Origin of the sequence: Aeromonas sp. HMWF015, from assembly GCF_963878965.1 — a bacterium.
GTDB classification, from domain to species: Bacteria; Pseudomonadota; Gammaproteobacteria; order Enterobacterales; family Aeromonadaceae; genus Aeromonas; species Aeromonas veronii.
Window position 1 is genome coordinate 32099 of record NZ_CAWNZT010000356.1, and the last position, 6555, is coordinate 38653.

Sequence of the window (6555 nt, forward strand, 5' to 3'; positions counted from 1 at the left end):
CCAATGAAAATGGCCCCTTGAGTCAGGGGCCAGCTCTTCATCATTGCAGCGCTTACATATGTTTGACGCGGCGCTTCACTTCTTCCTGCTTGCCCGCATTGAAGGGGCGCGCATCCGGGCTGCCGAGGTAGCCGCAGACACGGCGGGTCACCGACACCTTGGCGGGGTCGTGGTTGCCGCAGCGCGGGCAGGTAAAGCCCTTGGAGGTGCACTCGAACTCGCCGGTAAAGCCGCAGTCGTAGCACTCGTCGATGGGGGTGTTGGTACCGTAGTAGGGCACCTTGTCATAGCTGTAGTCCCAGACGTTTTCGAGCGCTTCCAGATTGTGCTGGATGTTGGGGTACTCGCCGTAGCAGATGAAACCGCCACTGGCGATGGGCGGATAAGGCGCCTCGAAGTCTAGCTTGTCGTACGGGTTGACCTGCTTCTCCACATCGAGATGGAAGCTGTTGGTGTAGTAACCCTTGTCGGTCACGCCGGATACCACGCCAAACTCTTTGGCATCGATGCGGCAGAAGCGGGTGCAGAGGTTCTCGCTCGGGGTGGAGTAGAGGCTGAAGCCGTAGCCCGTCTCCTCTTTCCACTCATCGATGGCCGCCCTGAGACGGGCGATGATAGCGATGGCTTTCTGTTGCAGCTCGGCGCTGTCAAACAGGTGCACCTTGTCACCAAACAGGGCGTTGATGGTCTCGTGAACCCCGATATAACCGAGGGAAATGGAGGCACGACCGTTCTTGAAGATCTCGCTGACGTTGTCGTCCGCCTTGAGGCGCACGCCGCAAGCCCCTTCCATATAGAGAATCGGTGCAACCCGTGCTTTCACCCCGTCCAGACGGGTGATGCGGTACATCAGCGCCTTCTTGGCGACCCGCAGGGAGGCATCGAGACGATCCCAGAAGTCCGCTTCATCACGGGATTTCAGGGCAATGCGCGGCAGGTTGAGGCTCACCACCCCCAGGTTGTTGCGACCTTCGTGGATCAGCTCGCCATTCTCCTCGTAGGCGCCGAGGAAAGAGCGGCAGCCCATGGGGGTCTTGAAGGAGCCGGTCACTTTCACGACCTGGTCGTAGTTGAGGATGTCCGGATACATCCGCTTGGAGGCACACTCCAGCGCCAGCTGCTTGATGTCGTAGTTGGGATCGCCCTGCTTGTGGTTGAGGCCATCTTTGATGGCGAACACCAGTTTCGGGAACACGGCGGTCTTCTTGTTCTTGCCAAGGCCGGCGATGCGGTTGCTGAGGATGGCGCGCTGGATCATCCGCGACTCCCAACTGTCCCCCAAGCCAAAGCCGAAGGTGACGAACGGCGTCTGACCGTTGGCGGTGTGCAGGGTGTTGACCTCGTACTCCAGCGACTGGAATGCGTCGTAACACTCTTTCTCGGTGCGAGCCATGGCGTAGGCTTCCACATCGGCAATGCCCCACTCTTCGGCCACTTCACGGTGTTTCTGCCAACTGATGGTCACATAGGGGGCCAACACTTCGTCGATGCGGTTGATGGTGGTGCCGCCATAGATGTGGCTCGCCACCTGGGCGATGATCTGGGCGGTCACGGCCGTGGCGGTGCTGATGGATTTCGGGGTATCGATCTCCGCATTGCCCATCTTGAAGCCGTGGGTCAGCATCCCTTTCAGATCGATCAACATGCAGTTGAACATCGGGAAGAAAGGTGAGTAATCGAGATCGTGGAAGTGCAGATCACCGCTCTCGTGGGCCTGAACCACATCACGGGGCAGCATGTGGCTGGTGGCATAGTGCTTGGCGACGATACCGGCCAGCAGGTCGCGCTGGGTCGGGATCACCTTGGAGTCTTTGTTGGCATTCTCGTTGAGCAGGGCGGCGTTGGTCTGCTCGACCAGACCGCGGATCTCCTGCGCCAGACGGCCGCGCGCCTCGCGAGCCTGATCCCTGTCATGGCGATATTCGATATAGGCACGGGCGATGGCCTTATCGTCGGAAGCCATCAGGTGGTTTTCGACCCGGTTCTGGATCTCGTGGATATCAACTTCACCACGCCCTTCCAGCTCCTGACTCACCGCATTGGCAATGCGGGAGGCGAGTGCCGGATTGGCCTGATTGACCGCTTCCGCCGCACGGCTGACCGCCTCTGCAATCAGCTGGGCATTGAATGGTGCGCGACATCCGTCACGTTTGATCACAACCGGTTTCATGGATTTTCCCCGTTAAAAGGCCAGGCATTTGCCTCTGGCTCACCCTTGTTGGGCCCCCCTCCCGGCATCTCATCCTGGACGCAAATAAATTCAGCCGAGGCTTGACAAGCCTGGGCTGAAGATAGGAGGGGAACAGCTTATACACAGCTTAATAACACCACATATAGGGATTAAAAACGAATGCGTCCCTATATGTGGTGTCTATTAGGCACCAAAGCGCAGCCTCATTTCTTGATCCAGAACAGGTTTTTCAGCGAGCGGGACAGTTCACGACCAACCAAAAAGAGCTCCACTCAAATCCAACCTCAAGCGGGGTGCGGGCTGGCGTCCGATCCGCCCACCCGAAAAAAATCGCCCCCTACAGCACCGGTTTCGAGATGACAGCGCCAACCAAAACCGCCCATACTGAACAAGAACTCTCTCCCCCTCGACAAGGGACAACCCATGCGCACCTCCCTGCCGTTGCTACTGTTATCCACCCTCTCTCTGCCGCTCTGGGCCGCCAACATTCTGGTGATCAGCAGCTACCATCCCGAATACCTGTGGGACCAAAGCTACAACAAAGGGCTGCTCGATGGCTTGCAGGGGGAGCACAAGATCACTCACTTCTATATGGACACCAAACGCCATCCACGGGAGAAGTTCGACGAGATCGCCCAGCAAGCCATCGCCTTTTATCTGAAGAGCAAACCGGATCTGGTAGTACTGGGGGATGACAACGCCATCAACTATCTAGCCAACGAGATCACCTCGCTGGGTACCCCGGTGGTCTTTCTCGGCATGAACGAGAATCCCCGCCTCAAGGGCTTTGTCGGCCACCCCAAGATCACCGGCGTGCTGGAGCGCCCCCTGCTCAAACGCAACATCAGCGAAATAAGCCAGATGATGGGGGGGCTCGACAAAGCACTGGTTCTGTTTGATTCCAGTAATGTGGCCCTCACCGCCATCGAGGATGAATTCAAGACCCAGACCGAGCTACGAGTCGGCCAGACCCGGATCAACAGCCAGCTGATGGGGGATTACAGCCTCTGGCAGGAGGCGGTGCTCAACGCCAAGAAGAACGGCTATCAGGCAATCTTCCTCGGCCTCTACCACACGCTGGTCGATGACAATGGCAAGCATGTGAGCGAAAAGACAGTGTTGGAGTGGACCAGCGCCAACACGCCGGTGCCGCTCTTCTGTTTCTGGGAGTTTACCGTCGGCAAGGGGATGGCCATCGGCGGGCTGGTGCTGGACGGCCACGATCAGGGGATACAGGCAGCCAGCCTCATCAACACCATACTGGCGGGCACCCTGCCCCGTACCATCTCCCCCCGCGCGGCCTTACGCGGCGAATATGTCTTCAGCAAGAGCGAGCTGGCCCGCTGGCAGCTCACAGTACCCGACAAATGGCGCCACAAGATCCTCTGGCGTGAGTGACCGCCGAAACAAAAAAAGAGAACCCGGCCATGCCGGGTTCTCTTTTATCGGGTGCTGCGGTTAGCAGGCTTGGTGAGGGCTATCAGCCCTGCAACGCCTGTTGCAGCTCCTCTTCGGTCCAGATGGTAATGCCGAGCTCCTGCGCCTTGGTCAGCTTGGAACCGGCCGCTTCCCCCGCGACCAGCACATCGGTCTTGGCAGATACCGAACCCGCCACCTTGGCTCCCAGCGCTTGCAGTGCCGCCTTGGCATCGTTGCGCGACAAGGTGGTCAGGGTGCCGGTCAGCACGAAGGTCTTGCCGGCAAAGGGTTGCTCCGCGGCCTCTTTCTTCTCGATGGCCGGCCAGTGGATGCCGGCAGCCAGCAAGGCTTCCAGCACCTCCACGTTGTGGGGCTGACGCAAGAAGTAGTAGACATGCTTGGCCACCACATCGCCCACGTCGGCCACTTCGAGCAGTTGATCCACCGAGGCTGCGCGCAGTGCATCAAGGGTGAGGAAGTGGTTGGCAAGGTTGAGCGCAGTCGCCTCCCCCACTTCGCGGATCCCCAGGGCAAACAGGAAGCGCGGCAGGGTGGTGCTGCGGGCCGCATCGATGGCGGCTACCAGATTGAGGGCCGATTTTTGCCCCATCCGCTCAAGACCGGCCAGCTGGATGGCATTGAGGCTGAACAGATCAGCGGGAGTCTTCACCAGCCCCTTGTCCACCAACTGCTCGACAATCTTGTCGCCAAGGCCATCCACATCCATGGCGCGACGGGCGGCGAAGTGCTTGATCGCCTCCTTGCGCTGCGCCTCGCAGAACAGGCCACCGGAGCAACGGGCAACCGCTTCCCCTTCCAACCGCTCCACCGCAGAGCCACAGACCGGACACTCGGTCGGGAAGAGGATCGCACGGGCATCGCTTGGGCGTTGCGCCTCCACCACGGCGACAATCTGCGGGATCACATCCCCCGCCCGGCGCACGATCACGGTATCGCCAATCATCACGCCGAGGCGCTCAATCTCGTCAGCATTGTGCAAGGTGGCGTTGGATACGGTCACACCGCCGACAAACACCGGTTTAAGCTTGGCGACCGGGGTCACGGCGCCGGTGCGGCCGACCTGAAACTCGACGTTCTCGAGCTCTGTCATCTCTTCCTGCGCCGGGAACTTGTGGGCGGTCGCCCAGCGCGGGGCGCGGGCCACAAAGCCCAGCTCCTCTTGCAGGGCGATGGCATCCACCTTGTAGACCACGCCGTCGATCTCGTAAGGGAGCTCGCCACGGCGGGCCAGAATGTCGTCGTGGAACGCCTGACAACCGGCGGCCCCCTCTTTGAGCTTCACCTCTGGACTGAGCGGCAGCCCCCACTCCTTGAGCTGGGTCAGACGGCCAAAGTGAGAGTCGCCCAGTTGCTCGCCGCCAACACCGACACCGTAAGCGTAAAAGCTCAGGGGACGACTGGCGGTGATGCGTGAATCGAGTTGACGCAGGCTGCCGGCGGCGGCGTTACGCGGGTTGACGAACACCTTCTCGCCTGCGGCCAGTGCCTTGGCGTTCATCGCCTCGAAACCGGCCTTGGGCATAAAGACTTCGCCACGCACTTCCAACCGTTCGGGCCAACCAGAGCCCCGCAATGCGAGCGGAATGGCCTTGATGGTACGCACGTTCTCGGTGATCTCCTCACCGGTGGCGCCATCGCCCCGGGTGGCCGCCTGCACCAGCTGACCATTTACATAGAGCAAGCTCACCGCCAGACCATCGAGCTTGGGCTCGCAGCAGAAGGTGAAACGCACTTCACGCTTGAGGCGATCGCTCATGCGTTGTTCGAACGCCTGCAACTCTTCGCTGCTAAAGACGTTATCCAGACTCAGCATGGGGATCTCGTGGCGCACCTGTTTGAAGGCGGTCAGCGGCTGACCGCCGACCCGCACACTCGGCGAAGCCGGGGTTTTCAGCTCGGGGTGGTCAGCCTCCAGTGCGATCAATTCGCGCATCAGACGGTCGTATTCGGCATCCGGCACTGTGGGGTTATCCAGCACATAGTACTGGTGACCGTATTCGGTAAGCAGTTCACACAATTGACGGTGGCGGGAGAGGATATCGCTCATGAAAAAGTCTCGAAGTGTGATTGAACATACGGCCTAGGGTAGAAACAAAAATGCGGTACCTGGGTACCGCACTTTGATTAATTCGACCCGCATGGCGTATTAGTCGCGGCTGGCCTCGTAGGCAGCCAGCTCATGACGGTAACGGGCGATAGTCTCGTCACTCAGCGGGCTGCGCTCCATATCGGTCAGCATGGCATCGAGATCGCTGGCCAGCTGATCAGCGGCCTGCAGCATGTCCTCGAAGGCAAATGCGGCATTGCTGCGCAGGGGCAACTGCATGAACAGGGAGACACCCGGTGTGGTGAACTGCTCCATCCGATAGGGATTGAAAGTACCCGGCTTGACCATGTTGATCATGGAGAAGAGCACTTCCCCCTTGCCATTGGCATCTTCGTGACGGTGGAAGATATCCATCTCGCCAAACTTGAAGCCAAGCGCCATCAGGGAGGAGAGCAGGGTAGCCCCTTGCAGCTCGTGACCCGGACGCCCCATCAGGTTGATGACATAAACGTCCTGCCAAATCTTCTCGACCGGCTGGGCAGCAACGCGCGGCTCTTCAACCGGCGCTTCGTAGACCGGCTCCTCATACACGGGCTCGGGAGCAACGTGACGGGGCTGCGGTTTGTATTCGGGTTCGGTAGCGCGCACCGGCTCGGCACGCACGCTCTCGTTGCGCACGCCAAAAGTCGGCGCAGTTGCATAGGCTGGCTCGACCAGCGGCTCGTCATCCTGAACCTGCATGACAGGCTCGCGCTGGGGACGGGAGCGGTAAACCGGGGTACGACGATTGACCTGCGCCGGCTTGCGCACGGGTGCAGCGGGCTCTTCCTCTACCACTTCGGGCTGAGGCTCATCGTATGCTTCCTCTTCTTCATAG

4 protein-coding genes are annotated in these 6555 nt (G+C 59.9%); 1 reads left to right on the plus strand and 3 read right to left on the minus strand.

Annotated features, from left to right (window positions below):
* Nucleotides 1-52: 52 nt before the first annotated feature.
* The gene (gene nrdD, locus AACS18_RS18180) at nucleotides 53-2170 is read right to left on the minus strand and encodes an anaerobic ribonucleoside-triphosphate reductase (protein ID WP_042079841.1); all 2118 of its coding nucleotides are present in this window, start codon (nucleotides 2168-2170) and stop codon (nucleotides 53-55) included.
* A gap of 444 nt (nucleotides 2171-2614) precedes the next feature.
* Between nrdD and AACS18_RS18185 the strand changes: the two genes are divergently transcribed.
* Nucleotides 2615-3589, plus strand: coding sequence for an ABC transporter substrate-binding protein (locus AACS18_RS18185; protein WP_108612949.1), 975 nt, complete (start codon nucleotides 2615-2617; stop codon nucleotides 3587-3589).
* An 82-nt stretch (nucleotides 3590-3671) separates the two neighbouring features.
* On the opposite strand, the gene ligA is transcribed toward AACS18_RS18185, so the two are convergent.
* Both ligA and zipA read right to left on the minus strand, forming a co-directional pair.
* The gene (gene ligA, locus AACS18_RS18190; protein WP_108612950.1) at nucleotides 3672-5678 is read right to left on the minus strand and encodes an NAD-dependent DNA ligase LigA; all 2007 of its coding nucleotides are present in this window, start codon (nucleotides 5676-5678) and stop codon (nucleotides 3672-3674) included.
* 99 nt (nucleotides 5679-5777) lie between these two features.
* A partial coding sequence (gene zipA / locus AACS18_RS18195) for a cell division protein ZipA (protein WP_258228767.1) occupies nucleotides 5778-6555 on the minus strand: 778 nt, incomplete at its 5' end.

Excerpts from the sequence above, each read along its gene's own strand:
- ligA (WP_108612950.1), bottom strand. The coding sequence starts at position 5,678 with ATGAGCGATATCCTCTCCCGCCACCGTCAATTGTGTGAACTGCTTACC.
- nrdD (WP_042079841.1), bottom strand. The coding sequence starts at position 2,170 with ATGAAACCGGTTGTGATCAAACGTGACGGATGTCGCGCACCATTCAAT.
- AACS18_RS18185 (WP_108612949.1), top strand. The coding sequence starts at position 2,615 with ATGCGCACCTCCCTGCCGTTGCTACTGTTATCCACCCTCTCTCTGCCG.